General features: G+C 60.4%; 21 protein-coding genes. 13 read left to right on the top strand and 8 right to left on the bottom strand.

The window, feature by feature from the left end; genetic code table 11:
- Window positions 1–3: 3 nt before the first annotated feature.
- The 4 genes from CYJ10_RS16470 to CYJ10_RS16455 all read right to left on the bottom strand — a co-directional run bounded on the left by CYJ10_RS16470 (window position 4) and on the right by CYJ10_RS16455 (window position 4,704).
- A complete protein-coding gene (locus CYJ10_RS16470; RefSeq protein ID WP_101682569.1) occupies window positions 4–816 on the bottom strand; it encodes a DUF2092 domain-containing protein in 813 nt (270 codons plus the stop codon).
- 330 nt (window positions 817–1,146) lie between these two features.
- The gene (locus CYJ10_RS16465) at window positions 1,147–2,577 is read right to left on the bottom strand and encodes a DUF2252 domain-containing protein (RefSeq protein WP_101682568.1); all 1,431 of its coding nucleotides are present in this window, start codon (window positions 2,575–2,577) and stop codon (window positions 1,147–1,149) included.
- A 392-nt stretch (window positions 2,578–2,969) separates the two neighbouring features.
- The gene (locus CYJ10_RS16460) at window positions 2,970–3,116 is read right to left on the bottom strand and encodes a formylglycine-generating enzyme family protein (protein ID WP_257993382.1); all 147 of its coding nucleotides are present in this window, start codon (window positions 3,114–3,116) and stop codon (window positions 2,970–2,972) included.
- 616 nt (window positions 3,117–3,732) lie between these two features.
- Window positions 3,733–4,704 (bottom strand): helix-turn-helix domain-containing protein, encoded by a 972-nt coding sequence (locus CYJ10_RS16455; protein ID WP_101682566.1) that lies wholly within the window; start codon window positions 4,702–4,704, stop codon window positions 3,733–3,735.
- Between the two features lie 181 nt (window positions 4,705–4,885).
- Here CYJ10_RS16455 and CYJ10_RS16450 point away from each other — a divergent pair, with 181 nt between their 5' ends.
- From CYJ10_RS16450 to CYJ10_RS16435, 4 genes are all read left to right on the top strand, one after another.
- Window positions 4,886–5,482 carry a PAS domain S-box protein gene (locus tag CYJ10_RS16450; RefSeq protein ID WP_101682565.1) on the top strand — a complete coding sequence of 199 codons (597 nt, stop codon included), beginning with the start codon at window positions 4,886–4,888 and terminating at the stop codon, window positions 5,480–5,482.
- Window positions 5,483–6,220: 738 nt separating this feature from the next.
- The gene (locus CYJ10_RS16445; protein ID WP_101682564.1) at window positions 6,221–6,871 is read left to right on the top strand and encodes a response regulator transcription factor; all 651 of its coding nucleotides are present in this window, start codon (window positions 6,221–6,223) and stop codon (window positions 6,869–6,871) included.
- The gene (locus tag CYJ10_RS16440) at window positions 6,868–9,786 is read left to right on the top strand and encodes an ATP-binding protein (RefSeq protein ID WP_101682563.1); all 2,919 of its coding nucleotides are present in this window, start codon (window positions 6,868–6,870) and stop codon (window positions 9,784–9,786) included. The genes CYJ10_RS16445 and CYJ10_RS16440 overlap by 4 nt, the downstream gene beginning before the upstream one ends.
- A gap of 260 nt (window positions 9,787–10,046) precedes the next feature.
- Window positions 10,047–10,553, top strand: coding sequence for a glycine zipper family protein (locus CYJ10_RS16435; protein WP_101682562.1), 507 nt, complete (start codon window positions 10,047–10,049; stop codon window positions 10,551–10,553).
- Window positions 10,554–10,655: 102 nt separating this feature from the next.
- On the opposite strand, the gene CYJ10_RS16430 is transcribed toward CYJ10_RS16435, so the two are convergent.
- Window positions 10,656–11,102, bottom strand: a complete 447-nt coding sequence (locus tag CYJ10_RS16430) for a hypothetical protein (RefSeq protein ID WP_101682561.1) — start codon at window positions 11,100–11,102, stop codon at window positions 10,656–10,658.
- 256 nt (window positions 11,103–11,358) lie between these two features.
- Here CYJ10_RS16430 and CYJ10_RS33775 point away from each other — a divergent pair, with 256 nt between their 5' ends.
- Genes CYJ10_RS33775 through CYJ10_RS16415 form a run of 4 tightly spaced genes read left to right on the top strand, consistent with a single transcriptional unit; the run spans window position 11,359 to window position 14,845 of the window.
- A complete protein-coding gene (locus CYJ10_RS33775; RefSeq protein WP_146002055.1) occupies window positions 11,359–11,688 on the top strand; it encodes a hypothetical protein in 330 nt (109 codons plus the stop codon).
- A gap of 52 nt (window positions 11,689–11,740) precedes the next feature.
- Window positions 11,741–12,235: a DUF3302 domain-containing protein gene (locus CYJ10_RS16425; protein WP_101682560.1), complete on the top strand. Its 495-nt coding sequence runs from the start codon at window positions 11,741–11,743 to the stop codon at window positions 12,233–12,235.
- Entirely contained in the window at window positions 12,236–13,414 is a 1,179-nt protein-coding gene (locus CYJ10_RS16420; RefSeq protein ID WP_101682559.1) for an HlyD family secretion protein, read from the top strand.
- 45 nt (window positions 13,415–13,459) lie between these two features.
- Complete coding sequence (locus tag CYJ10_RS16415; RefSeq protein WP_101682558.1) at window positions 13,460–14,845, top strand: TolC family protein; 1,386 nt, start codon at window positions 13,460–13,462, stop codon at window positions 14,843–14,845.
- A gap of 731 nt (window positions 14,846–15,576) precedes the next feature.
- On the opposite strand, the gene CYJ10_RS16410 is transcribed toward CYJ10_RS16415, so the two are convergent.
- On the bottom strand, window positions 15,577–17,133 hold the full coding sequence (locus CYJ10_RS16410; RefSeq protein WP_101682557.1) for an MltF family protein: 1,557 nt from the start codon (window positions 17,131–17,133) through the stop codon (window positions 15,577–15,579).
- A 396-nt stretch (window positions 17,134–17,529) separates the two neighbouring features.
- Here CYJ10_RS16410 and CYJ10_RS16405 point away from each other — a divergent pair, with 396 nt between their 5' ends.
- Window positions 17,530–19,470, top strand: a complete 1,941-nt coding sequence (locus tag CYJ10_RS16405) for a kelch repeat-containing protein (RefSeq protein ID WP_101682556.1) — start codon at window positions 17,530–17,532, stop codon at window positions 19,468–19,470.
- An 86-nt stretch (window positions 19,471–19,556) separates the two neighbouring features.
- Here CYJ10_RS16405 and CYJ10_RS16400 read toward each other — a convergent pair whose 3' ends face one another.
- Window positions 19,557–20,489, bottom strand: coding sequence for a LysR family transcriptional regulator (locus CYJ10_RS16400; protein WP_101682555.1), 933 nt, complete (start codon window positions 20,487–20,489; stop codon window positions 19,557–19,559).
- Window positions 20,490–20,632: 143 nt separating this feature from the next.
- On the opposite strand from CYJ10_RS16400, the gene CYJ10_RS16395 reads away from it, so the two are divergent.
- The 3 genes from CYJ10_RS16395 (at window position 20,633) to CYJ10_RS16385 (ending at window position 23,649) form a co-directional block, all read left to right on the top strand.
- Window positions 20,633–21,838 carry a pyridoxal phosphate-dependent aminotransferase gene (locus tag CYJ10_RS16395; RefSeq protein ID WP_101682554.1) on the top strand — a complete coding sequence of 402 codons (1,206 nt, stop codon included), beginning with the start codon at window positions 20,633–20,635 and terminating at the stop codon, window positions 21,836–21,838.
- A gap of 101 nt (window positions 21,839–21,939) precedes the next feature.
- Window positions 21,940–22,941, top strand: a complete 1,002-nt coding sequence (locus CYJ10_RS16390) for a Bug family tripartite tricarboxylate transporter substrate binding protein (protein ID WP_101682553.1) — start codon at window positions 21,940–21,942, stop codon at window positions 22,939–22,941.
- Window positions 22,942–22,950: 9 nt separating this feature from the next.
- Window positions 22,951–23,649, top strand: coding sequence for an RraA family protein (locus CYJ10_RS16385; protein WP_101682552.1), 699 nt, complete (start codon window positions 22,951–22,953; stop codon window positions 23,647–23,649).
- A gap of 283 nt (window positions 23,650–23,932) precedes the next feature.
- Here the strand turns inward: CYJ10_RS16385 and CYJ10_RS16380 are convergent, their stop codons facing one another.
- Complete coding sequence (locus CYJ10_RS16380) at window positions 23,933–25,558, bottom strand: EAL domain-containing protein (protein WP_101682551.1); 1,626 nt, start codon at window positions 25,556–25,558, stop codon at window positions 23,933–23,935.
- A 288-nt stretch (window positions 25,559–25,846) separates the two neighbouring features.
- On the opposite strand from CYJ10_RS16380, the gene CYJ10_RS34150 reads away from it, so the two are divergent.
- A complete protein-coding gene (locus CYJ10_RS34150; RefSeq protein WP_180862958.1) occupies window positions 25,847–26,020 on the top strand; it encodes a hypothetical protein in 174 nt (57 codons plus the stop codon).
- Window positions 26,021–26,050 lie beyond the last annotated feature (30 nt).

The raw sequence follows: 26,050 nt of genomic DNA, 5'->3' as shown, positions 1-26,050 counted from the left end.
CTGTTACCTGTTCTTCAGTGGCACGAACTCTGCAGCCTTCGCACCAGGGGGCGGCGTGAACGTGAACGTCGTTGCGCTGAACCGGGGGTTGAGGTTCCAGCGGATAGACGAAACGGATTGCGGACGTGCGTCATCTGCGCGATTGGTGATGACCAGCCTACGTGGTAACGGTCTGGGTCCACTAGCGATCCAGATTTGCCAATCGATGTCACCTTGCCGAAACGCGTAGTGGTCGCACAGCGTGTTGTCGACGATCGACTGGCCTGCGTTCATCGCAGACGTCATGTTGTCAAGTGGCGCCTTCGGCGTGCCCCAGAGGAACAGGTCCGCCACGGGGATTTCTACGCCGAACCGTTCTCTCAAGTGATCCACCAGACTACCCAGGTCTTGGGAGAACGGTGCCGTGGAATAGTATTTCTGTTCCGGCATGTAGAGCACTGCGGTCTTGCCGTCGTACATCAAGTCGCGCGCGGAGCGCACGCTGCGCATTTCCGCCCGCAGCTTGTTCGGCCGTTGCACGTCGACTTTTGCCGTGGCGGTGTGCAGCAGCTTTTGCCCATCGGCAAGCACCCGTTCGCCATACAGATCCACGATGACCTCGTATTGCTTGAGCGTCTGGAGATAATTTCCCATATCCCGCAACGCCTGCACCGCTGCGGGATCCACCGCATTCGCGGCGGCCGCGGGTTTGTCGGGCGGCGGCGGGGCACTTGACTGCGCAGGCACAGGCGTCGGCGCTGGGGTGGCAACGGGCGGCGCACTACTGCATGCCGCCAGGGAGATTGCGAGAAAACTAAGGACAACAGTACGCGCCACGGCAAACTCCTCGAATGTCAAAGCAATGCGATGTGGATAGATGCCCCTCGCTGATCACACGATCGGGCCACCCCGAGCCGCTGCTAGCTGCGAGTACCTTCGTGTTCGCAGGTTAACTGACGTGGGTGGCAATTCAGAACGCTCATCGCCGGAATCCTTGCGTCTTCTGCCATGCCTGGGAAGTGAATTTTCTGGAGATGGTGATCTAAGGCAATTTGTGTCGCCCGGGTTGATCCTAGGAAGACGCTTGCATTTGCCGCGGGAAGCTGCAGTGCGAGGCACTTCGCTCGCAGACGAAGCGCCTCGATCGCCGGTGCGGCGGGGGTACTTCTAGATTTCCTCAATCGTGGCTTGGATTCGACCTTCCCGAATCGCCGCGAGATAAGCCCGATAATCGCTTCGGTTTTGGGATGCGTATTCGGTGGCGAACTCGCATATCGCGTCGTCGAACGTGCGGCCGGAGCCCATGTAGCCTGCCATCATTGAGGCGTCACCCGACCTAGCATGCGCACGAGCGAGGGCGTGCGCGCACATTCGGCCGTATTGTCTGAGCGTGCCGCTATCCCAATCCTCGATGAGGGCGGACAATTTCATATCACGCAATTGGCGGATGTAGAAGTGGCGACCAAAATTGCCAAGCGTCCAGCCGAGGAAGACATCGCTGGCGGCCTGCATTAGCCGCTGCCCCACGATGACCCGCTGGCCGTGGTTGTCGTACACGCTCTTGCCAGCATAGGGTTCCAGCACCGACGCCCGGGCTTCCTTCACTTGCAGGAACAACGGGTCGTCGTCCGCTGCCATAAACAGACACACTGCGCACATCGTGCCGACACTGCCGACACCGACCACCTTGATGGCCATATCAAAGAAATGGAAGCGGTCGAACAGTACCCGGGTGTGGTCCGGCAAGCTTTCACGGTACCGCGCGATCGCGTCTTCGTAATCCGCTGGCTGGCCGGCCACCAGATCCGCAGTCGGATGGAAGATCAGCGGTGGTTCGTCCTTAATTCTCGGATGCAGGCCTTCCTCCGCAACAAACTTCGGGTAGAGATGGTCGGGCGTCGACTTGCGGCGTTCCGCTTCGATGCGTTCAGCCAGTCGCTTGCGCGTCGCCTCGACGACCTTGGGATCTCCGGTACGATCCTCGTATTTTTGTAGATCAATACGGTCGTACCAGACATCTAGCGCGCGCATCCCCGCGTAGTTGTGCACTCGCTCCCGGTACTCGCACACGCAGTCCGTCGCCACGCGCGCCGCATCGCTCCTGGGGAGCGCCAAATGATCGGCCGCGATCACGATGCTGGCCGTCAGTCGCTTCAGGTCCCACTCAAACGGGGCTGGCAGCGTTTCGTCGAGATCGTTGATGTCGAAGATGATATTGCGTTCTGGTGTGGCGAACCCACCGAAGTTCATCAGGTGTGCATCGCCGCAACTCTGGACGCGAATCCCACTGGACGGCGTCGTTGCCAGGTCGGCCGCCATGATGGCTGCCGCGCCTCGATAGAACGCAAAAGGCGACGCCGCCATGCGGCCAAATCGAATGGGCACCAGTTCCAGGATGCGGCCCGAGTTCGATTCCTCGAGTAGTTCCACCGGGTCCCGGCGGTTGTCCGGTGGTTCCCATCCAGATTGCGAAGAGCGCGGAACGCTGTCCCGTAAGGCCCGCCCCTTGGCCGCGCGCTCATCTGGGTTTAGATAAGTCGACGCGGAAGTCTGCCCCTCTGTTGCGCGATTGCGCTTCTTGTTTTTTGCCTTTGCCACGGTTCGTCTCCTGTTATTGGGCGTGCTGAGGACGTCGGGTGCGTCTCTGTCTTGCGTGCTCCCAACCAAATTTTCCTGGGGCAAGGAGATGACCACGCATTATTCTAAGAGTAGAAGATTCTGTGGCGGTTTTTCTGCTTCGGCCCGGAATACGCCCTGTCTGGCTCGCTGCACCGTCTGATGTTCAGATTGCTTGGGCGTAGATCGATGACAACGTCATGAGTTTTGCTGCCACGCGGCCGATGTTGTGTGGACACGCCCCGTCCGTCGCCTCCGCCATGCAGGCAATCGGAAGGGCGGCAAACGGCAATGCGGTGCCGACTCCGGCGAGCAGGCGATGTGAGAGAGTGGGTGGCGCATAATGCGAAGTCCCGTAGAGCGGGGGTGGCTAATTAGCGGCTGCGGAATTGCGAATTCGTCACGTGTTGCTTGTCCATCCAGAACCCGTGCACGCGTGCCTTGTGCGCAGGCTTCTCGTTGGGTTGCGCCAATTTGCTGTTGCTGCCCCGCAAAAATTCTCCGTCGGGGACATTAACCATGCCCGCGGGCCCGCTGCGACCGTTGGCCTCGATAACGGCTGTGCGGGCAGCCTGCATTGGGCTATGGAATCACCAGGTGGCCAAGGCGCCGAGCCCGGCCGCCACGCCTAGTATGAGAACGCCCGAAAGCCATTGGCGCGATGCACGCGCAAACGTCGCGCCCGCCCGCATACCGACGGAGACACCGGCCACCGGGCTGACGGGTATCGGGGGAACGCTCCGTCGGTTGGCGTTGCTGCGCTTTCCCATGACTCACTCCAGGCAACTGCTGGCCCGTGGCGGCGTTAACGACGCGATGCCTGGCGCCCGCAAAATACCGTGTCCGGCAGTACTCACCAACAGCAATACTTCCGATTAGGACCGTGTTGCGGAAGTGAAATTTTTTGTGACTGATCTAAGTTATTTCAATTAGATCGCACCGGCGCCAGAGGCTTTCCATCCGGGCGTTTCGGCCCTTGCTAAGTTACGCGGCTATCGCAGTAGTCGACGCTGAAATGCGTCGTTCTCGTAACTCACTCTTCCAAAAGATTCCTTCGGTTGAGGTTGGCGCTGTTTGCGAGCCTTGCGTGTTATGAAGCGATGTGTAACGCCCGCTATCAAGAGGCGTAGCGCCTCGCTAGCGATGGCCCAGTGTTTTGGACGGTAGCTCGCCAAATAATTTCTGATAGTCCTTGGCGAACCGCGAGAGGTGAAAAAAACCCCAGTGCATGGCGATCGCGGAGACCGTTGCGGTGCTGCCGCGTCCTGCCTGTAACGCGCGTCGCGCACCATTCAGGCGACGGATCCGCAGCCATGCCAGCGGCGACATGTCGTACATTTGCAAGAATGCGCGTTGCAGCGTGGGGCGGCTGACATGCAGTGCCTCGCAGAGCGTCAATACGGTCCAGGGCTCGTGCGGACTGTCGTCGATCAGCGCCCTTGCACGTTGCGTGATGCGTTGCGCGCCGAGTGCGTGAAGCCGTGTACCATCGGATGGCGTGTGAACGAGGATGTCCAGCGCACGTGCGAGCACTGCATCGTCCAGGTAAGCACGGTTGACGTTCGCGGCCGCGTCGTTGCCCAGGTTGTTGGGTAACCACAAGAGTGTATCGGCCATGTTGGTGAGGGACGCGGCATCGAGCCCGTCAAGGAAAATCGGGCGCTTGCCGTGCCCGGGTAGCGTGTGACCCATGACATCGGCGGCGCGGACCAGACGACTCTCGTCGAAACCGAAGTAGAGAATCTCACTGGGCGGAAGTTGGACCTCGTAGTCCCTGGCGCCCGGCATGAACCCGATGCTTTGCCCAGACAAGGTGTCCAACCCGCAGCGCCCCCGACCCGCCACCCGTCGGACCAAACTGATTGTGCAGTAGCCAGGTGGTGAATGCTGCTGCTTGAGCACGGTCCGATTCTGCATTTCCGCTACCACAAGCGACTGAGCGGTGCGCAACATACGAAAGCGGCCTGCGAAGGATCCGCGGTCGAGCTGGTCGTATTGCATCTGCATCCACTGGCGTTGGATGCACGCGGCATCGTCGACATCGGACGTCAAAACATCCAGCCAGCCGTGGTTGGGGGGCTCGGCTGTAGGTCTGGAAATTGTGGCCATTTCGCAGGATGAATGATTTCGGATAGGAGGTACCGCGGCATTGCGCTATCTTCTCGCCCGGCAAAGGGTGCCGACCGAGAGCGCAAGACTAAAGGCTGGCTTGCCCCGCAGGGTACTCGACCGTGACGCAGTGCGCACGGCTGTCGCCTCGTCGCAACGCTGCCAACTCCGCCACCAAAACATGATGATTTTGAAGGAAACGGGTGCGATCGCACTCGCAGATTCGTTGCCAGATACGGTTTTCCTGGTGGATCTGACCGGGCGTATTCGCTATGTCAACACGGCGTGTGAAGATGTCCTGGGCTTTTCCCAGCGCGACCTGATCGGCCAGTTGGTGCTAGATCTTGTGGTGCCCGACGACCGCAACCGGACTAGGCAGGAGGCCGAGCGGGTGCTGGCGGGTAGCAAGCGCAGGGGTTTCGAGAATCGGTACCGAAAGCGCGACGGTAGCGACGCGCATCTCTCATGGTCGGCGCAATGGCACCCGGCACATGAACTGCGGATTGGCGTGGCGCGCGATGTCACGACCCTGCGGCAAATGCCTACCCATCGACGCGAATCGTCCGATCACGTACGACGCGTCGAGGCGTTGGCCCCGCATGAACGCCGGGTACTGAACTTACTGCTGACGGAAGCGGCCGAAAAGCAGATTGCCGAACGGCTGGGGCTGGCGGCGTCAACCACGCATTCCTACATTACCTCTATTTACCGCAAACTCGGCGTGCGCGGGCGCGCTGGCCTGATGAGTCTTTGGCTTCATCAAATGTGGCAGGAATGAGGGGGCAGTCGGTGCAATGCCCGGCCGGCTGATCGCCACCCAGCTATCAACGGCATGTTCCCGCGAATGGTTCAGCACGCCCGCGATTTCCCCGGCGATACCGTCCAAGTCCATTCGGAAGGCCAGCGTCATGCTGGCCAGTTTGGCGATAACGCCGGCGGGCGGCGGATCTGCGCTATCTGCGACGAGCCCCGCTGACGGTAACGTTGTTGTTAGCGTTCGCGTAGTCGCCAATTACCGTACCGCGCAAGCCGAACGCAGAATCGACAAAACCGAGTTTGAGCTTCCCGGGGGACGGTGCATCCATAGTGATGGAGATCGCGTCGCCAAATGTTCGAGTTCCTCTGTAATTGTGGCTAATAGAGCATATTTGTAGGGGGGCGAAACGAGTCGTGCCGGCGATCGTACAGACCGAGCGCAGTTGGCATCCTTCACAAGGAAACACCGCAGGCCGAAGCGCTGCAAGCTTGCCACCCGCGGTCACAGCGCTACGAAGGAAATTCCCAGTTCGCAGGAAAATCCGTGGGACGATTGGTCAAATAACTGTCCCGAATTGTAAAACGGGTCCGTGGACCAATCGGTACAATCGGGAGCCCTTACAGGCTGATCCCCCTGAAGGCGCCAACGCCATGTCCCGCCAGACGAAGGTATATCTCGGCTCAGAGTCGGACATCCCAGTACGGTCGGTGAAAGGAGATACCCTCTTGGCGCCGATTTGGGGATAGAAATTTATCCCGCATGCCCCCGCATACTGTGTCCGCCGTGATCGCGGACGATCATCCCGTGATTCAGCTCGCTGTGAAGGCAACTCTAAGCGAGATCCCGAATATGAAGGTTTCCGCAACGTGCGCTTCGGGTGCGGAGCTCTTCGCTGCACTGGAGGAACACACGCCCGACCTAATTGTGACGGACTTCACAATGGGTCGATCCGGCGAGAGCGATGACGGGCTTCGCCTGATCCAACGACTCAAACAATCCAGTCCCAATACGCCGATCGTCGTCTTTACAATGCTGACCAACGGTGGTCTCCTTACGCGCATCCGTGAGATGGGTATCGCAGGCATCGTGGGCAAGAATGAGGCGCCAGGCATCCTGCGGCAGATCTGCATGGATGCGATCGCCGGCCGGGGTCCGCGCCTGTCGCCGGGAGTATCGGCCAGTATGTCGAGCATTGGCGCGCTGGCAGGCGCAGGCGCCAGCGCGCTGTCTCCGAAAGAAATCGAAGTGGTGCGGATGTTCGCCGCGGGAAGCACCGTCACCGAAATCGCCGGATACCTCCGTCGCACACTGGCGACCGTAGCGACACAGAAGCGCTCGGCGATGCGAAAGCTGAACATCGCCAGCAACGCCGATCTCATTACCTACGCCCGCGAAAACGGGCTGACATGATTCAGAGCACGTTCGAGCCGTCGCCTGACCTCCACGCCGTTGCGCGGAATCTGCAGCGAGAGCGTCGCGTCTTCGCAATGGTGATCGGGTTGCTTGGGCTGCTGGCCGTTGCAATCGCCTCAGCTGGCGTGGTCGTGAGGCTCAATGGCTCGCTGCGCGCCCAGGAGCAGGTGGCCCGCTTATACGAGCAGGGTGTCGTCGATGCCATTCTCGAGCGTCGGAGCACGTTAGCGGCGAGCAATCTGATCCTGGAGTTGGGCGCCAATGGTGCGCTTCCGCGCTCGCCGACTAGTCACGTCGGCCTTTGCACGCAGGTATTTCCATCAGTGCCGGCCGACGATCTGCTGCAGCAGAGCTGCGATCAGTCGGTCGGTACGCTGATCGCTGCGAGCCAGAGGCCGTCGATCGAAATGATTTCGATAACGAGCGGCGCGACGTACCGGTATGAATCGCCTGATGCATCCGGTTCGGGGGCGTGGCCGGTACCGCCGCCGTTGGCACCTGCAGTCATCACCCGGGTGATCCTCAATCGTTTCCGAAGTCGCGATATGGATGTTCTGCGGGCCGCGAGGGAGAAACGCGTCGAATGGCTGGGTGTAACGGCGAGTGCGACTGGCTCCGTGCCGGAGATGGTTGGCGCATCGCTGGTCGCGAAGGGCGATACGCTCTACGCGATCGTGCTGACGCGCATCCCGTTGCATGAGCTACTGCGGCCTGCGGGGCCCAACCTGTCGATTCCCGAACCGATCGTGTTCGACAGCCTTGGCGCGCCGCTGGTCACGCCCGGCACACGGGTCAACGCGCAACATTTGGATGCCAAGTTGGAGGCCCGTCCGGACGGCATGTTCCATTGGGTCCAGGATTATGGCTGGGCGATGCGCCGCCCACCGCTGGTGACGGATTTCGGACATCTGATCTTCGCGCTCCCGATTGGCCATCAGATTCGGGAAATGACGGGCGAGCTGATTGTCATCGGCGCGATCACTGCCGCGCTGCTTGGGCTGCTGTTCGCCGTGTACCGCTACTGGAACTATCGCTTCCTGACCGGCACGTACGCGGAAACCGCCCGCGCACAACGTCTGCTGCACGAAGCCCGACTCGCGACCGAGGCGGCCGCTAGGGCCAGAGTGGCTTTCTTCGCGTCGATGAGCCACGAGATTCGCACGCCGCTCGCCTCGCTGCTGGGAAACATGGAGCTCGTCGCGCTGGGACGTCTTGCGCCGGAGCAGCAGATGCGGGTGGCCGCCATGCAGGTGTCGGCAGAGGGGCTGCTGCAGATCGTCAACGACGTGCTCGATTTCTCGAAGATCGACGTGGGGGCAATAAGCATCGAGACGGAACCCGTTTCCGTTACCGCGCTACTCGGCCGCATTGCGATCGCGCATGCGCCGATTGCCGCGCAGGGCGGTTTGAGTTTCCTGACGGTCTACGATAGCGGAGTTCCCGCCGAACTCGATCTTGATCCAGTGCGCCTGGCGCAAATCGTCAACAATCTGCTCGGCAATGCGTTCAAATTTACCCAAGTGGGCAAGGTTGTCCTGCGGGCGCAATGGCGGGAAGGAAATCTGGAGATCGTCGTCGCCGATACAGGTATCGGCATTCCGGATGCATACCAGGACCGACTTTTCCAACCGTTTTCCCAGGTCGCCGACAATCGGATCGCCCCGGCCCGGGGAACCGGGTTGGGCCTGTCAATTTGCCGACGCCTCGTGGAACGGATGGGTGGCCGCATCCTGCTGGAGAGCACATTGGGCGTGGGAACGCACGTCGCTGTCCGTCTGCCACTCGGCGTGTCCAACACGGTGATGCCCCCGCGGCGCCCGTTTTTGCCGCCGAACGAGACGCTGATGTTGGCCCGTGAAGCCGAGTGTATCGAGGGATTGCTGAACCACTTTGAATGGGGCGCACACCCACCATCGGCGCGCTCGAATCTTGATACGCCCGTGGATGCGCACAGTTATGACTGCCTGCTCGTGACAGAAGGGTTTGATCCAGAGCACGTCCTTGCCTGGTGGACGAAGCCGGACTCCGTGATCTGGCTAAGGCAGTTGGGGCCGCTGGTTGCGATGACTCGGCCGGACGGCAGCCGAGAGGTGTCGAGCTTTAGCCTCGCGGGGATCCATGGTGCTATGTTGGCAGTCATCACTGGCGCCGAGCCATTGGAAACGGACACGGAACGCCCTACCGGGCGACCCGAATCACCGCTTGCAGGTCACAATGTTCTCATCGCAGAAGACAACTTGCTCAACCGGAATCTGCTGCGTGACCAGCTTCTCGCGCTGGGTGCGAGCGTGGTGGCCGCTGGCAATGGCTTCGAGGCCATGGAGGCACTCAAAGCGAATTGCATGACAACGGTCCTGACCGATGTCGACATGCCTGTCATGAACGGTTTCGACCTGCTTCGGGAGATGAGGCGATCCGGTATCGACATCCCCGTCTATGCTGTAAGCGCGAGCGCACGCCCCGAGGATGTCGCCGAAGGACGCGCGCGAGGTTTCACAGGCTATCTGACAAAGCCAGTATCTCTTGCTGCGCTGACGTCCATCCTTGCGCGCGCCGACGGTGCAGGGAGCCATGATGATGCGGGGCGGGCGGTCGCATCACCTGATGACGACCTCCCTGAATTGCCGCAGATTCCCGCCAGGTATGCCGACGCATTTGTCATGCAGGTTGGGGTGGATATCGATGAGTATGGCGAAATTCGGGCGGGACGTGACGTCGCCCGGCTGGCCACACTGCTACACCGCATCGCTGGGGGCCTAGCGGTCGTTGGACCGTCAGGCCTGGAGGCGTTGTGCGAAGACCTGAGGCAATACGTTGAGGGTGCGCAGGGCTGGGATGATGAGATCGAACTTCAGTCTGCATTGATCGCACAAAGCCTCAGGCAGTTGCGCATGTGTCTGTCCACTGTCTAGCTGTATTGCCGGCACGCCCATCTGCCTTTTTTCCAATTCCTGTGATTGTGATGAAGCCCTTGCGCCGTCAGCATTGACGGGACGGGTACGGACCCTCTTGTAGGCATCCGTCTTGGGTAATTTCCAAGCAAGACTCCGCAGTTTGCCCGCTTCCCCGAGTGGGCATTCCTTCATCGACCAGGGACGGGCGGCGCTGCGTCGGCGGCCGGGGCACCGGCCTCCCGGCATGCCCGGATCCTGGTACCTCATCAGGAGAGTTCATGAGTAATCGTCCAGACGTTGTGCTTGCTGCGTGTACGGCATTCGTTCTGATGTCAGGCGTGGTACCCGGATCGACCGGAGTCGCGCACGCCCAGGTCATGCTCCACAAGCCTGTCGCCTATCCGGCGCGCGGCCAGTCGGCGTATCAACAATCCAATGACGATGGTGCGTGTTACAGCTGGGCCACACGGCAGACCGGCACCGATCCGTACAGTGTTGCGAGCATGCCCGCGCCGGTCATCTTTCCCGGAGGCGAGCGTGTTCGTGGCGCGGCGGGCGGCGCTGCGGCGGGCGCCGTAGTGGGCGCGATCGGCGGCGACGCGGGCAAGGGCGCCGCCGCAGGCGCGGCGATGGGAACGATCGCGGGTGGTGTAGCCCATCGCCAGCAGCGCCGACAGGCCGTTGCCGCGAGTGCGCAGACGCAGGCCAATAATGACTGGGCGATGACATCGTATTGGCAAGCCTGGCGTGCCTGTATGACAGGCCGGGGATACTCAGTGCAATAAGCCTCGGTGCAATAAGCGTTGTCAGATGGGCCGCCCAGAAATGTGCGGCCCATGTTGACGCGATACGTAAGTCTTCGGACCCCCGCAAGCCACTTGTGGCAATTAAAGAACAGCGCAGGCTTCCGCAGTGGCGGTGACGACGAGGCTCGCTCGCGAATCGTCGCGCAACAGCACGCACAGGTAGCCTGTCGTCAAATCATGGGAGCGGGGTTCCTCCGGCCACAAGGGCGGCACCGGTACCGTGGCGGTGTGTTGCGAGCCAGCGCGGTCATTGGTCCAACTGATTGCCATGGGGCGCTCTGGCTTCTTGCCGAGGAAGCAGAACGACGGCGTGGATTGGGATTGCCGCGGCGCGGGGCCGGTCTCGCAACTGCTGGCGCGCACTGCTAACACGTCCTGACTAGTGCGATTGACGGCAACGATCCTGGCCCACGGCCATGGTTCCTGGAATGGGCTTAAGGTTTCGGCGTTGGGGATTGCGCACGCGGACAGTGCACTTGCGGCAGCCACTGCAACGAGGCGCGTGACGATCGAAGAAACAACATTCATTGAGTTCTGCAAGTCGGGCGAGCTGGACTACACCCGAGTGGTAAACGACAACGGGAAAGGGTAGGGCTGTCGTGCCACGGGGGCTATCAAAGAACTTCGAAAAATCGGACCCGCTTGCGGATTGATGTCGCGTACTGGCACTTTCGAAGTCCTTTGATAGCCGCGGCCGGCGAGATGCCATAACGTGTGCGCTCAGTCGGGGGATGGCCTTGCCGCGCCTCGATAGCATCCGAATCCAATCGAAGGAACTTGCAACATGATCAACGACTGCCGTCCGGCCGTTCGGGCCTTTGGCATTGCGCTGCTGTTCGCGTGCGCTGGGCAAGCGTACGCACAAGTCTCACACGGCATGGACTCGCAAGGTCTGCGAGGTCGGGCCGATGCGTGCGCGGAAATTGCAGGGAGTGCGAAGCCCGCGGTCTGTGAAGCGGCGGACCATCCCGCCAGCAGCAAGTACAACCTTCTGTATGCCGACGATGGTCCCGCCTACGACGACGAAGACGCATCACCATCCCACCGACACGGCAGAAACCCTCGCGACGAGGCCCACCGTGGTCGTCCGCGCAACGAGGCAACTGGCTCCTGAGCGGGTGGCGCATTGTTCAATCGAGCGTCAACGCTCCTTTTAAGACAAACCGATGAAACTACGCCCCGATTTGCTGGCGGGCATTGGCCTCCTGGCATTGAGTCGCCCTGCTTTCGCATCCGTACTCCATGGCAAAGCCCTGGAGACCGCCGCCAATGCGATTTCTTGGGTGGTGCTGATCTTCGTACCTGCGGCAGCGCTCTATCTGTTCTGGATGCTGCATATCTGGCCGGAGAAGATCGCCCGTCGTAAGCGGCATCCACAGAAGGAGGCTATCCATTCGCTGTGCCTGCTTTCACTGTTCTTTGGGGGGCTGCTGTGGCCATTGGCTTGGCTCTGGGCGCACACGAAGCCCGTGTTTTACCGAGCTGCGTATGGCACCGATCTGGCGCCGGAAGACGATGACGCGCCTGCCCATGGCACGGCGGCGTCGACGCAGGTAGCGGCGCATCCGATCTCTCGCGAGTCAACGAGTCGCGATACCCCGGCGTCATCGCCAATGATGGGCGTTGCTGATGGTATGCACGCCGGAAAGGAGCGAATCTAAATGGATGCGCTGCTGCTTGGTGTCTACGCGCTGGCCGTATGGCTCATCTTCTTCAAGTTCAATTGGCTGCCTTGGAACACCACGTCCATGGTCATCGTGTTCACGATTCCCGTGGTGGCGATGGCAACGTTGGTCCTCACGCTCAACGTGGTGGCCCCGTCCTCTCATGATGTGCGGGTGATGGGCAAGGTGCTGCAGGTCGTGCCACAGGTCCGCGGCCGCATTGTCGAACTGGCGGCCGAAGGCAACCGGCACTACAGGAAAGGGGATGTCCTGCTGCGGATAGATCCGACGCCCTATCAAGCCTCGGTCAGGCAACTCGAGGGCAGGCTGATGGCCGACGACGCTGGGCTCGCCGAAGCCGAGGCATCGGCGCGCCAGCTTGGTGAATCGGTGCGCGGTGCGGCGGGACGGGTCAGCACCGTACAGGCCAAACTGGCGCTTGCCCGGCAACGTGTCAAGGAATTTGACGCGCTGCTTGCCGCAGGGGCAGGGTCGAAGTTCGACCGAGAAGATGCGCTGACGCGCCAACGTGAACTGGAAGGCGAGCTGGTCAGCGCGCAGGCCGTCGAGGATGAAGCCCGGCAGAAGTTGTCCGCCAAAAGTCGAGGCGAGTTTGCCGCCATTGCGACCGCTCGCGCAAAGCGGGCGGAAACGGAAGTCATGCTCGAGAACGCTAGGTGGGAGCTCGGGCAGACCGTCTATCGGGCACCTTCCGACGGGACGGTTGTGAACCTGCAGGTGCGCGCGGGCACGATGCTCGTACCCTTCCCGTTCGCACCGGCGTTCAGCTATATCGAGGATCAGCAGGAGGTCGTTGCCTTTTACAGACAGAACGAACTCTACAACGTCAAGGCTGGTGATCGCGCCGAAATCTATCTGCCGACCCGGCCCGGGGAGATCATCAAGGCGGAAGTGAATTCGATCATCTGGGCACAATCGCAGGGCCAATTTTCGCAAGGCGGCATGATCCCAAACACCGGCGCGACCGATGTGGCGCCGAACCGCTTCGCCGTCAAGCTGGACCTTCGGGGTGAATCGAACGGGCAGATGCTGCCGGTGGGCGCAGTCGGCGCAGGTGCGATCTATACGAAGCACATGGAGATGCTTCACATCATCCGCATGGTCTTCCTGCGCGTGAGTTCCAAGCTTAACTACCTGGTGCTCAAGCTTCACTAGGTTTGCTCGATCGTAGATTTCCAGTAATTTGGAAGAGAGAAGTCCATGCCGTCGTTTCAACTGAGAAAGACTTTGCTGCTGGCGCTCCCGGTCGCCTTGCTTGGCGGCTGCGCGCTGCAGAATGCACCCGAGGGCGCAAATCTTGTACGCCAGGCAGTGCCGGCGCTCGAAGGGCAAGCCATGTGGGTGAACGAGGGCGCGACTGGCGTCGATGCCAATGGCTGGCTCGCTGCCTTCGATGATCCCGAGTTGCAAAGACTGGTGAGGGAAGCCGTGGCGCACAACGGTAATCTCCGCGTGGCCGCAGTGCGCGTGCAGCAAGCTCAGGCGCTCGTTGCCGTCCAGCGCAGCGGTTTACTCCCGAGCGCGGGCGTCAAGGGTAGGGCGGGCAACTCCGAAACGCAGATCCTGTCGATCGGCGCGAGTTGGGAGATCGATCTCTGGGGACGCATTCGCGCCGAGTCGCGCGCTGCGCAATCGCAATATGCGGCAACGAAGGATGATTATCTCTGGGCCCAGCGCGTCGTTGCGGCGACGACTGCCAAGGCATGGTTCACGTTGATTCAGAACGCTGAACTGGAGGTTCGGCTGCGGCAAAGCGCCACGATTCTTGAAGAATTGGTGCGCCTCACTGGCCAACGCGTCGAGATCGGGGTGGCACCGGAGACCGAACTGCTAGAAGCGCGCAATGCACTTCGTCTCCAACGTGACGCCATCGGAAAAGCCGAACTGGCACGAAGCCAAGCGGCACAAGCGCTGGAATTGTTGTTGGGTCGCTATCCTGCCGGGGAAATCGCTACAAGTTCAGAGCTGCCGGCCATGCCACCGGCCCCGGCTGCGGGCTTGCCGGCGAACCTGGTCGAGCGTCGGCCCGACCTGAAGGCATCAGCGCACCGTGTTGCCGCGGCCTTCGATATGCGTCAGTCGGCCGAGGCAGCGCGCCTGCCGCAGATTTCGATTAGCGCTGCCATTACCGGCATCCGAAGCGATGTGTTCCTGCTCAATCAGGCCAGCAGTCCGATCAAGGGACTCAATGGATCGTTCTTTGCGCCGATCTTTATGGGTGGGGAACTCAAGGCTAAGGTGGATTACTACAGCGCGGAAGAGCGTGCAGCGCTTATCGCCTACGGTAACACTGCCTTGCAGGCACTGGGTGAGGTAGAAGCAGGTCTGCAGGCCGAATTCGGCTATGCTGAGCGCACCGGCCAACTGCGAGCCAGAGTGGATGAATGCCGAGTCCTAGCTCAGCGGGCCCACGCACGCGCCGAAATTGGTGCTACGGACACGCGGATTCTGTTGCAGCAACGGCTCGCGCTGGTGGTCGCCGAGATGGATCTCATCAATGTGCAGGCCGATCATTTGAATCAGCGTGTGGCGCTGTTGCTGGCACTGGGTGGTGATTGGAAAAATGGGGTCGACGCGGGTGAATAAGGGAGATCCCCAGCCTCACCTGGCCTCATGTTTCTTACCATGGCGGACGAATAGTCCCGGTCTCTGGCTCTTCGCACGAAAATTACTGCATTCAGACTATTGCGACGGCACGCGGGTGCTTCGGAGAATCGGGGACCGTCCCTTGTTTGGCTGATGCCCTTGAACCATGAGCCATGCGATCAATGCGAAGCGAGTAATTCTGCAGACGTTTAATAGCCGCTGGCACGTCTTACTGCTGTGTGAAAACGGGAACGTCATGGTGCCCGAGCTGCGCTTTCCGACGCACGCCGCCGCGCATGACTGGCTACGCGACAACTATCCGGGTGTGCCAATACACGAGGGTTCGTGGAGCGGATGCCTGTGATCTGCTGGTGATCCGCAGTTGCTGACGGGCGCCGTGGTCCTACAGACGAAACCACAAGGAACTGCAGCGTGTCTCACGCAGCATTCTGTGCGAGGGACTTGGCGCCGAAAACGCAACGCACATCCGTTGCACCAGCAAGAAGTTTTTCCCAATCTACGGTGATAAATCTGTGGAAAACCCGCGGCGGGACCTTAGTGGCCGCCGTTTGCGAGTACTGCTCAACGATTAGGCAGACGCCATGGGGGATCTATCGTTCGCGGAAAGGCGCTGTTATGACACACGGATGGGCGGGGCCTGTGCTCTCATTGATCCGAGGGCCGATGCACCCCTGTCAGATTGCCGAGTGGTAGTCTAGGCTGCAGAGGTTTTAGCGATTGCTTGTCTCAAGCGCCTTGACCGCGCGTTCGCGCTCAATACGCCTTTCCTGCAGCAATCGATAGGCAGTGTAGTACTTGTAGATATTGCGAACGTACGTGGTAGTTTCCATGCCGATTTCCTCGGCCACCACAATCTCAACATTATTGAACCACTTGTTCGGGTCCAGTCCGAGTGCGGTCGCTTCTTTGCGCATCTTGGCAATATTCGCCGGCCCCGCGTTGTAGCTAGCGAAGGCGAACAGTGCGCGATTCTCATCCGAAAAATGCGAGTCGGGGAAGTAGCGGGTCATGAGCAGGTCCATGTATTTGGCACCCGCATGAATATTGGCTTCTGCTTCCCGGATGTTGCCAACGTCAAGCCACCGGCCGGTAGCCGGCATGATCTGCATGATGCCAACCGCGCCGACACGGCTTCGTGCATCCTGTTTGAGTTTCGATTCCTGGAAGCCCTGTGCCGCAAGCATCAGTGGGTCAAACTGGTAGTCCTTCCCGTACTTATCAAAGAGACTCAAGGCGTGCTCGAACCGCTTGTACTCCGCGTCATTGGCATTGTTTTTGATCTGCGTGATTCGACGCATGTATTGCTTGAGATTGTATGCAGCAAGGCCGTGCTTCTTGACATGGTTGATGTTGAAGTCGTCCAGTGCCGCCCGCATCCGGGGGCTGTTCTTGCGGTAGGCCCAACCCACATAACCTTCCTTGCGAAGGATCAGGTCGTTGCGGACCTTTATCTTGGGGAGGATTTGCGCCCACATGGCCGCCTTCCAGTCGTCCACGACCACAATAGACAGGAGTCCGGCATTGAGCATTTCCAGTGCATCTTCATCCTCAAGCGCATCGGGCAAGAGCACCAGTTTTATCGGCGTCTTCCCAGAGCGCCGCAGGCTGTCGTTTAGGGCGGCCAGGCTTTCGTAGTAGCTGCTGGAGCGGCGCACATGCACGGATTGGCCGGCAAGATCGTCGAGACTATTCAAGTTGGGCGATCTGGGGCCTGTTACCACTAGTTCGCGCACGGGTTTCTGGTCGCGCGGCGCAGCAAAGTCGACCAGTTTCAGCCGTTCGTCCGTCTCCGTCAGGTTGCCGGCGGCGATGTCGCCGAGCCCGGCAGCGAGATCAGGAAGCAGTCGCTCGCGCGTGGTCGGGATAATAATGACGGTCAGCGGACGTTTGCCGAGCTTGCCAGCATACTTCTTGTTCAAATATCTCTCGAATTCGCGTACCAGATCCGCGGTCAATCCGCGTTCGTGGCCCCGGTCACCGAAATACAAGGTGCGGCTGTAGGGCACAAGTACACGGATCACCCGATGTTCCAGCATCGCGTCGAAGTCGCCCTTCCACGCCTTGGTGGCCAGGTTGAATTTGCGCGCCGTCGCTGCGCTGGGCTTATTGGCTGGCTGGGTGGTTGCTTGGGCGGTGCGCGCCTTCGGCGCAATATCTGGCGGCACAGAATGCTGCGCTGAAGCAAGGGTCCCGCACAAGAAAAAGATCCCCACCAGGCTTTTCAAGAGCCGTCCGGAACGACGCTTGTACAGGAGACGAACTGGCATGGTGCGCACGCGCCGCGGCCCCGAGATGAATGCGGCGTGTGCTACTTGAGTCTAGTTGCGCGCCGGCGCACTGCAAGTAGCCGAGGCAAGTCGGGGTCGATGGTCGTAGGTGCCTCGCAATCAGACGCTACTACCTGCCCGATACTCAATGCATCGCCTGTTCGCCAACGCAATCCCCGATCTTCAGGTAGCGCATTGTATGCCGCGCGCATTGAGGCTCACACGCGTGCCGCGGTGAGGCAGTCACCGTTCCGCCGCCGAGGGGCTCCGACTGACAGAGTGTGCCGCCGTGTTTGGAGCGAGCGAGCCAGAGATTCGCCTCCGTTCATTTTTCCTCGCTGCTCTTACTTATCGTGATCTATGCTAATCACGTTGAAGTAGCGGCCGGAGTTCGAAATGGAGAAACTGCGCTGGCTGGCAATTCTGCTCATGCCTCTGGCAATCATCTTGACAGGGTGTAGCAATGGCGGCAGCGATAGTGGAGGCAGCACGACCAATGCCCTGACTCCACCAGCCGGTCTGGTCGAGCGCGACGAATCGCCGATCTACGCCATAGGCGTGCCCATCGTCGCTGAGACCGTGAGTAACAGCGGGGGCGCTATTTCGCAATGCACGGTCTCTCCGCCATTACCGCCAGGTCTGAGCCTCAATCCCCAGAATTGTACGATCAGCGGTACGCCTACTGGCAGTAGCCACGCGATGGTTTATACGCTCACTGCGAGTAACGCTGCGGGCAGTACGACCACCCGGGTCGAAATCGAAGTCAAGGACGTTCCCATCGCGCCCGATGGCCTGGACTACTTGGACCGATCGATCATTTACCCGATAAACGCCTCGATTACGCCCAATACGCCCATCAGCACGGGTGGCGAAATCACACAGTACAGTGTGTCGCCGGCGTTTCCGGCGGGGCTTGCCATTGACACTCAGACCGGCATCATCACTGGCACCCCCACAGCAGTGACCGCATCGGCGGTTTATACGGTGACGGGCACCAACAGCGTGGACAGTGTCCAGGCCCTGCTGACGATCGAAGTGGCTGCGGTAGCCGTGCCGCCGGTTGGCCTCGTCTATGTGGATCCGCTTCCCGAATACATTGTTGGCGCGCCGATCACGTACAACGAGCCCGCCTATTCCGGCGGCGAAGTCACCCAGTTTTCGGTATCCCCTGCGTTACCGGCTGGATTGAGCCTCAACACGCAGAGTGGGGTCATCAGCGGCACGCCCACTGCAGAACTGGCCCAGACGACGTTCGTCATTACCGCTAGCAATAGTGCCGGCAGCGTCACCGCGCAGATCGCCCTGACGGTGGCCGCAGTCCAGATCGGTCGTTGGCAACCCGCCGATGCCATGAACCAGGGGCGCGCCCGGCATACGGCCACGCTATTGATCGACGGGCGAGTCCTGGTGGCGGGTGGAAACAGGAAGCAGGCTCTGTCCTCTTCCGAGTTGTTCGACCCGTCCACGAACGGCTGGACACGGACCGACAGCCTTGCGCGGAGCCGGCAAGCGCACTCCGCCACGCTTCTGCCCGACGGGCGAGTCCTGGTGGCGGGGGGATTCGGCACCGGTGGAGGGAACGCGCTCAACTCGGCCGAACTCTACGACCCCGCCACCGGCGGTTGGTCGCAGACCGGCAGCCTGGGCCAGCAGCGCGATAGTCACACCGCCACACTGTTGCGCGACGGTCGCGTACTGGTGGCAGGCGGCGAGAGTCAGGGCAGCAGCCAAGGAGGACTGGCTTCCGCAGAACTCTACGACCCGGCCACAGGCACGTGGACGCAGACCGGCAGTCTCGCCCAGGCACGCGAGCAGCACACAGCGACGCTGTTGGCTGACGGCAGGGTCCTGGTAGCCGGCGGCGAGGCACCCGGTGGCGTCGCGTTGGCGTCGGCTGAACTGTACGATCCTGCGACGGGCACCTGGTCCCCAACCGGCAGCATGCGCCAGGCCCGCGATGCCTACGCCATCGCGCGACTCACCGACGGCAGGGTACTCGCAGTCGGGGGTTTCGATGGCACCCAGGCGATCGCAACCGCTGAACTTTACGATCTGGCGTCGGGTACGTGGTCAACGACAGGCAGCTTGCGGAAGGCACGAGACTTCCACACCGCCACACTTCTGGCCAACGGGCGAGTGCTGGTGGCTGGCGGTACAGCCGGCAGCGACTTGTTCGTAAGCGAGGTGTACGACCCCGCGACTGGAAGCTGGTCCCAAGTCGGCAGTCTTGAGCAAATGCGTGAACAACATACCGCAACCTTGCTGGCGGACGGCAGGGTCGTCATAGCAGGCGGCGTCGGCCGTGGCATCTTGTCCTACACCGAGTTGTTTCGTTAGGCTGAGTCAGCAACTGCCGCATGTAAGACGAGGCGTGCTCAGGATGGCGGCTCCAGAGCGGTCCGTTGATTGTCGTGTGCGCTGGGTCACCGCATCATACGTATCGGGCTCTCCGCGAGGTCAAAGGGGCCTCTCTTGAAATTGCACACGTGGCCAGCTGTTTCCGCAATGACATCGAGGGCTCTTGAAAAACCGGATGGCCGATACACCGCCGAGTAGATGAGGGGAGGTGGCATCGGATCGGTGCGTACCACGCGCAACAGACCGGCATTAATATCCGAGGCGAAGTAGTCGACCGCCAGTTGACTAATGCCCAGCCCCTCGATCGTTAGCGCCCGCAACACCGTGAGGCTGTTGGTGGAAAACACCTTCTTGAATCTGAAGCCGTGCTCGCGATTCCACGGACCATAGAAGGCATTTTTGGCAGATCCGGCCGCTTGTTCCAACACCGGGTACTCCGCAAGCTCATCGGGCTTCAAGGGGCGATCGGGGATGCCCAGCTTCGGGCTGGCCATCCATAAATCCTCGACCCGGCCAACTTCGACGCACTGATACGCATCGCCCCAGTAAGTCCCTGGCAAGATGGTCAGATCAATCGTATTGGCTTCCAGCGCGGAGAACAGGTTCATCCCTGCATCGACGACTGGTTCGATCTCGAGCGCCGGGTGCGCCGATTTCAATTCACGCAGCAGGCGCGTGAGCCAGGTCAGGGCGACGAGCTCGGTCACACCGATGCGAAACGTGCCACGAACCTCGTTGTCGAGGCCGACTTCTCGCGCGATCCGCTCCCTGAGCGCCATCGACTCTTCGGCAATCGGTATCAGCCTTGCGCCGGCCTGGGTAGGCACCAGGCCTTTGGGCATGCGGTGCACGAGCTGCACGCCAAGCGCCTGTTCCAGTTCGATCACGCGCTTCGAAACCGCTGATTGTGTTGTGAATAGTTTGGCGGCCGCAACGGTGAACGACGTGCTCGTCACGCTGAAGTAGAACGCTTCTAGTTGCTTAAGCGTCACATTCATGTTTGTTCTGCTTTCGGATGCGATAAAGCACCACTATGGACCACGTCACGAAGTTATGGAATAGCAAAGTAGTCTTATTACTCGTTTGTGGCATGGGGCAGGGGCTCACATACTGGCACCCATCGATCCACCTGTGAACCGCCATGCTGACGCTTTCTGACAGACTCAACCGCATCAAACCTTCTCCCAGTTCCATGGCTGGGCAGCGCGTGCGCGAATTGCGCGCCGCCGGCCGCGACGTCATCGGCCTGACGGCCGGGGAGCCGGACTTCGCCACGCCGTCGCACATCTGTGAGGCAGCCCTGGCGGCGATGCAGTCCGGCAAGACCGGATACACGGATGTGGGCGGCACGTCCGAGTTGCGCGAGGCGGTTGCGCGCAAGTTTTCGCGCGAAAACGGACTGAGCTACAAGCCCAGCGAGATCATCGTCAGCACTGGCGCGAAGCAAGTGATCTTCAACGCAATACTGTGCACGGTGCAGGCGGGCGATGAGGTCATCATTCCCGCACCATACTGGGTGTCCTACCCGGACATCACGTTGTTCGCTGGCGGTACCCCCGTATTCGTTGCCGGCACGCCGGAGACTGGCTTCAAGCTGACACCGCAAGCGCTGGAGCGAGCGATCACGCCGCGTACCCGTTGGCTCATGTTGAACGCGCCGAACAATCCGAGCGGCGCGGCATATAGCCGTGACGAATTGGTCGCGCTGGGCGAAGTCTTGAACCGGCACCCACACGTCTGGATCATGACCGACGACATCTATGAGCACCTGATGTACGACGGCACTGGATTTTTCACCATTGCGCAGGTTTGCCCGCAACTGGCAGACCGGACGTTGACGATCAATGGCGTATCGAAAGCCTATGCAATGACTGGTTGGCGAATCGGCTATGCCGGCGGACCGGCCGCTTTGATCAAGGCCATGACCAAGCTGCAATCGCAAAGCACATCGTGCGGGAATGCAGTGGCGCAGGCCGCCGCACTTGCCGCGCTGGACGGGCCGCAAGACTTTATCGCAGCGAACCGCGACGTGTATCGACAGCGCCGCGACTTCGTGGTGGATGCGCTGAGCCGCATCGATGGCATCGCGTGTGAACCGCCAGCGGGCGCCTTCTATCTCTTCGCGTCATGCACGGGAATTTTCGGCAGAAGGACCCGCGAGGGCTTGGCTATCCAGAGTAGCGATCAATGGACGGCCTTTGCGCTCGATGCGGCCAACATCGCTTTTCTGCCTGGCTCCGCTTACGGGATCGACACGCATTTCCGGCTCTCGTTCGCGACCAGCATGGAGGTGCTGGAAGAAGGCACTCGGCGCATTGCGCACGCGGCCGAATCCCTGCTTGCATAGCGCCATCCCGAAGACCCTGCACAAATACCCAGAGATCCGAAGAGATCCGCTTACAGTTCCGCCAGCGCAACCCTTCCTCTACCACGACGAAACGAAACATCATGCGCCGCCTGCCCAGCCCCCTGATTCGCCCAGCTTTCCTGAAGCTAGTTACCGTCTGTCTGTCACTTGCCGCGGCAAGTGCCAACGCCACCACTGGGGTGGAAGCCTGGCCAACCCGGCTGATCCGCATTCTTGTCGGTTTTTCGCCAGGCGGCTCGAACGATATCGTCGCCCGCCTGATTGCGCCAAAGCTTGCCGAAGCGCTGGGAAAGCAGGTGTTGATCGACAACCGGCCGGGGGCCGGTGGCAACATCGCCGCGGACACCATGCTCAAGGCCCCGGCCGATGGCCATACGCTGATGATTTGCACGACGGGCATGTTGTCGATCCAGCCAAGCCTGCAAAAGATGAGCTATGACGCCCAGACGGACATCGTGCCGGTCTCGCTGATTGCCAATACGCCATACGTGGCACTGGTCAATGCGTCACTGCCCATCCACAACGTCAAGGAGCTCATTGCCTACGCCAAGGCAAACCCTGGCAAGCTCAACTACGCGTCCTCTGGCAATGGAACGGCGGGTCATCTGGCAGGGGAGATGCTCAAGCTGCGAACCGGGGTCGATATCGTGCATGTGCCTTACAAGGGTACGGGTCAGGCCATGGCCGACCTGCTCGGGGGCCAGGTATCGCTCATCTTCGACCAGCCGATCAGTTCCTTGCAATACGCGAAGTCGGGCAAGTTGCGGGTGCTCGGCGTCGCAGCGGCCCATCGGCTGGATGGCTTACCCGAGGTGCCGACGTTTGCCGAAGCGGGCGTCAAGGACTTTGAGCCCGTGGCCTGGACGGGCATATGCGCCCCGAAGGGAACGCCAGCTCTGGTCGTAGCACGGCTGCAGAAGGAGGTGCAGCAGGTGCTGAGGCAGCCCGATATCGCACAGCGGCTGCAACAGGATGGTATGGAAATTGTGGGGAACTCGCCCGAGAAGTTCCGGGATTTCCTGAAAGTCGACAGGCAGAAGTGGGCAGGCGTGATTAAGGCCGCCAACATTACTGCAAACTAAGGACCATCGATGAATGACAGTCTGGATTTTCGCGCCATCGTCACAGATATCGCGCGTGTTTCGCCCGAACTCGTTGCGCGCGCTGCGCAATTCGCATCCTCACTGTTGGCCGATGTCAATGGTCGCCGTGGCGGCATGCATGGTCGAGTGGCGCCGCTGGATCGTCGATTCCGCGTGTGTGGTACAGCGCTGACCGTTGAGGTTCGGCCGGGTGACAATCTAATGATTCACGCCGCCATTGCGATGGCAAGGCCTGGCGATGTCATTGTGGTCGATGGCAAGGCGGATCAGACCTGCGCCCTGATGGGAGCAATCATGGCGAACCAGTGCCAGGTCAAGGGGGTGGCAGGGGTTGTCCTGGACGCGGCCGCGCGCGATCGCGACGAGATCGGCGAACTGGGCTTCCCAATGTACGCCGTCGGGACGAATTCCAATGGTCCGACCAAGCTCGTCCCTGGCCTGATCAATCATCCTGTCCAATGCGGCGGGGTGACCGTACACCCGGGAGATCTGGTTGTGGGAGATGCAGATGGTGTGGTGGTGATTGAGCGCGAGAAGGTCGCCACGATCCTCGAGCTTGCGGCGGAAAAGCTGGAAGCAGAGCGCCGGCGTATTGCCAACATCCAGTCCGGAGCGGAGACGAGGCCTGCCTGGCTTGCCGCCGCATTGTCGGCCTCGGGAGTGCTCGCGGCGGACCAAGTGCTATAGCCCCTTGCGGCAATGCGCATCACTGCATTCTTCCCTAGATCAAAGGCAGCCACTGAGGCTACCTTTGACGTTTCGCGTGGCTAACGCCCTGCGCTCGTGACAGCCTCCTGAGGCGCGGGCCCGAGCTACCCAACGACTGCCCACGCCAGTGTTTCCCCCCCCACCGCCGCGGTGCTGAACACTGGAGCCTGAAGACGCGACATAACGAGGCATTGTGCCCCCTATATTCTCCTTTCCGCTTTAGTTCGATGCAGCATCGCTTAGATGGTTTGACAATCGTTCGTCAACCGACTTGCCGGCCCGCCACGCGTTGTTGAATAACGACTAGGCCATCGGCTCGGCGTGGTGCACGATTTCTGCTGATAAGCCATGTCTGCAGTGCATCCTGCGACATCGCTTGCGCGTAATGCCAGCCTTGCCCATATTGCACACCTTGATCGAGAAGCCACGCCACCTGAGATGCAGACTCCACGCCCTCCGCGACGATTTCCAAACGCAGTTCGTGGGCCATGGCAATGATATGCGGGGCGACAACGCTCGAGGCAGTATCCTGCGCAATCGTGTCGATGAATGATTTGTCGATCTTCAGGAAGTCAATCTTGAGAGTCTGCAAATAGGATAGGCTCGAATAGCCGGTGCCAAAGTCATCGATATAGATTGGATGGCCAGCCGCCCTGAACGCGGCAATAACTTCTCGCATCGCATCAGTATTTAAGAAACTCCGTTCGGTTGCTTCAATGCGGATCTGCCCGGGCGCGATCCCAGTACCGTCAAGCGCGGATGTCAGAGTGTTCAGAAAACGGAGGCTAGCCAAGTCTTCGCCACTTACGTTGATAGAGACATAGAACGTAGGATTGGCGACGAGGAATTTGCCAAGCTGCGCGAGAGCCTTCTCAAGCACGAGATCCGTCAACGCCTGAATCAGGTGGTTTTCCTCGGCCACCCGCACAAATATGTCCGGTGAAACGGGTTGACCTTGCAAGGTCAACCGCGCGAGCACCTCCACCCCCACACATGCGTCGTCTGCAAGACGGATGACGGGTTGATAGACCACCTCAATCTTGCGTCGCGAAATGGCCCACTCGACGGTTGCGGGAAATGACAGCTGCCACGAGATGCGCTTGTACGCAAACCATCCAAGCACCGCGCCCGCGGTAACCCCGATGGAGAGCCACGCGGCCAAGAGCTTGGGCCAAGTCCTTGCGACGCTGCTCCGAGGGGATTTCACGACAACAGCGAGTGGCCCCGTCGAAGATTGGGCGACAGCGTAGTTCCATTCTTCATTTATCACCTTCCCGCCGTGCCTCCATGCGTCAAGCATGTCGTTTGCGTTAGCGCCAGTGGACAAGGCGATGAGTGTTCCCGTCGTGGTTTGGATTGCCGCAATAGGGCGTCTGGCCGGATCAATGAGATCGACGTAGGATCCGCGATCGATAGCAATGTAGTGGCCGTCTCGACCAATCTGGATGTCATTGCGCTCGTTGCTGAGCGGACTTTTTGTTCGAAACCACACGACATACCCGTCACCGCTCCGGAAATCCGGAGGGGGCAACGTCAAGTCCTTCGATCGGACGTCACCGAGTAGAGGCGAGCAAAGATAGCGGCCATCCACATAGGCCCCCGCATCCTGAACATATCGATAGTTGTAGATGACGCGTGCCGCTTGTTCGAGAGCTGTGGGCGAGCAGGGGGCGCCTGGCTGGCGGTCGAGATCCGCGAGGGCGGCGAACGCTTGAGATGTCACGGCATCCGCGCGCATGACTGCTTTGCGGGCGAAATCTTGTATTTCTAGCCGATCCCGTCTCTCAACATCCTTCTTCGCGACATAGAGGCTAGTCAGGACAGGCACGACCGTCGCGAGACTGCCAAGGGCAATCGAAGCCGCAATAATGGTGATGCGCTTGATCACTTCGCACCCCTAGAAAGGAAGTTGGCGAACGGGGCCTTTCACCTGTCACAGGTGTCTGGCAAGCCGACCGAGGGCAAACTACAGGATAGTTGAAGATGCACGCTTTGCATCACGTGATTTTTACTGCGCATACTAATCGCGCGGCCGACGGCGGGGCGCAGAACGCGTGTCGTGCAAGGCTCGATGCAGCACCAGCACGCTAGGGAACTACGATTTGGGGGCCCCGAATCGGGCAAGATAGTTGCATGCTGAAGGGCATGACTTTATGAAATTCTGGGAGTGAGAACGATGAAAGGTGCCGTATACACACCCCCCTCGCCGGACCTGCCGCATCTCGTTGTCATCATGACGGACGACGGCATGATCGCCAATGTATCTGCCGCCTCCTCTTCATCGGAAGGGCAACGACTCCTTGCGGAATTACAACAGCAAATGCAAAACACCATTCGCGGCCGGATCTGACGCACCGACGGCAGTCGGCGTTATCGCCGG

The sequence above is a fragment of the Cupriavidus pauculus genome (assembly GCF_002858765.1).
Lineage (GTDB): Bacteria > Pseudomonadota > Gammaproteobacteria > Burkholderiales > Burkholderiaceae > Cupriavidus > Cupriavidus pauculus_B.
This window is presented reverse-complemented; position numbering and strand designations above follow the sequence as displayed.